This window comes from Streptomyces sp. NPDC055078, assembly GCF_053607985.1.
Map to the genome: position 1 here is coordinate 1 of NZ_JBSGUP010001074.1, position 1,602 is coordinate 1,602.

Consider the following 1,602-nt stretch of genomic DNA (forward strand, 5'->3'; position numbering starts at 1 on the left):
GTTCTGCCCCGCGTTCTCGGTGATGGAGGTGACGATCGCGGGGATCGCCGTGTCGAGGTCGGCGTCGGCGAAGAGCACGTTCGGCGACTTGCCGCCGAGTTCCAGCTTCACCGGGACGAGGTTCTGAGCCGCGGCCGTCATGATCGCCCGTCCGGTGGCGGTGGAGCCGACGAAGCTGATGTGGCCGACGCCCGGGTGCGAGGTGAGTGCGGCGCCCGCCTCGGGGCCGCCCGCAACGACGTTGATCACCCCCGGCGGGAAGCCTGCGCGGCGGGCGAGTTCGGTGAGTGCGAACGGGGCCAGCGGCGCGATCTCGGACGGCTTGAGGACGACCGTGTTGCCCGCGGCGAGCGCCGGTGCGACGTTCGCGGCGGTGAGCACGGCCGGCACGTTCCACGGGAGGACGATCGCGCATACGCCGTAGGGCTCGGGAACCGTGTAGCCCAGGTAGTCGGGACCGCGGGTCGGCAGCGTGACTCCGGTGAGCTTGTCGGCCGCGCCGGCGAAGTAGCCGATGATGCCGTGGGCGATATGGATGTTCGTCCGGCCCCCGGACAGGGGCTTGCCCACGTCCCGCGCCTCGACGGCCGCGAGCGCTTCGACCCCGTCGATGATCAGGTCGGCCCAGCGCCGGATCAGCGCCCCGCGCTCGCTCGGGTCGGTCGCCGCCCAGGCGGGGAACGCGCGCCGCGCCGCGGTGACCGCGTCGTCGACATCGGCGGCGCCCGCCCGGGCCACCTCGGTGAACATCTGCTGAGTGGCCGGATCGAGGACGTCCAGCGTGCCGCCGTCGCGGGCCGCGACCCACGCGCCGTCGATGAAGTGCTGGGAAGAAGGGAAGTCAACAGCCGCCATAGGGGGATCATTGACCGACCCTGTCACGCATGTCAATATGCAGTCTCGCTTTGTGAGGCACTGAGGAGGCCCTGTGCGCGCCACCGCCGCTCTGCTGGAGCAGCCCGGACAGCCGTTCGTCCTGACCGAAGTGGAGCTGGACGATCCGCGCCCGGACGAGGTGCTCGTCCGGGTCGCCGCCGTCGGCGTCTGCGGTACCGACCTCGAATTCGCCGGCTTCTTCCCCACGCCCGCGCTGCTCGGGCACGAGGGGGCGGGCGTCGTCGAGCGGGTCGGCGCGCACGTCACCTCCGTACACCCCGGCGACCACGTCGCCATGTCCTTCACATCCTGCGGTACGTGCGCCCTGTGCCGTACGGGTTCGCCCGCCTACTGCCGCGCCTTCGACGCGGTGAACTTCTCCGGCCGCCGGCCCGACGGCTCCACCGCGGTGACCCACAGGGGCCGGGAGGTGAACGCCCACTTCCTCGGCCAGTCGTCGTTCGCCGGCCACGTCGTCGCACCGGAGCGGGCGGTCGTGCGGCTCGACCCGACGTGGGACCTGCTGCGGGCCGGGCCCTTCGGCTGCGGCTTCCAGACCGGAGCGGGCGGCGTGCTCAACGTGCTGCGACCGCGCCCCGGCTCGTCCATCGCGGTCTTCGGGGTGGGGGCTGTCGGCGTGGCCGCCGTCATCGCCGCCTCGCTGAGCGGCTGCAAGGTCATCGCGGCCGTCGATGTGAACCCGGCGAAGACCGAGGCGGCCCGCGG

Annotated in this window: 2 protein-coding genes; one reads left to right on the forward strand and one right to left on the reverse strand. The window is 72.5% G+C overall.

Annotated elements, in window-relative coordinates:
- Nucleotides 1–855: aldehyde dehydrogenase family protein (locus tag ACWF94_RS40230; protein WP_453500216.1), on the reverse strand; the 855-nt coding region annotated here is incomplete at its 3' end.
- A 73-nt stretch (nt 856–928) separates the two neighbouring features.
- Between ACWF94_RS40230 and ACWF94_RS40235 the strand changes: the two genes are divergently transcribed.
- A partial coding sequence (locus ACWF94_RS40235; RefSeq protein WP_453500218.1) for an alcohol dehydrogenase catalytic domain-containing protein occupies nt 929–1,602 on the forward strand: 674 nt, incomplete at its 3' end.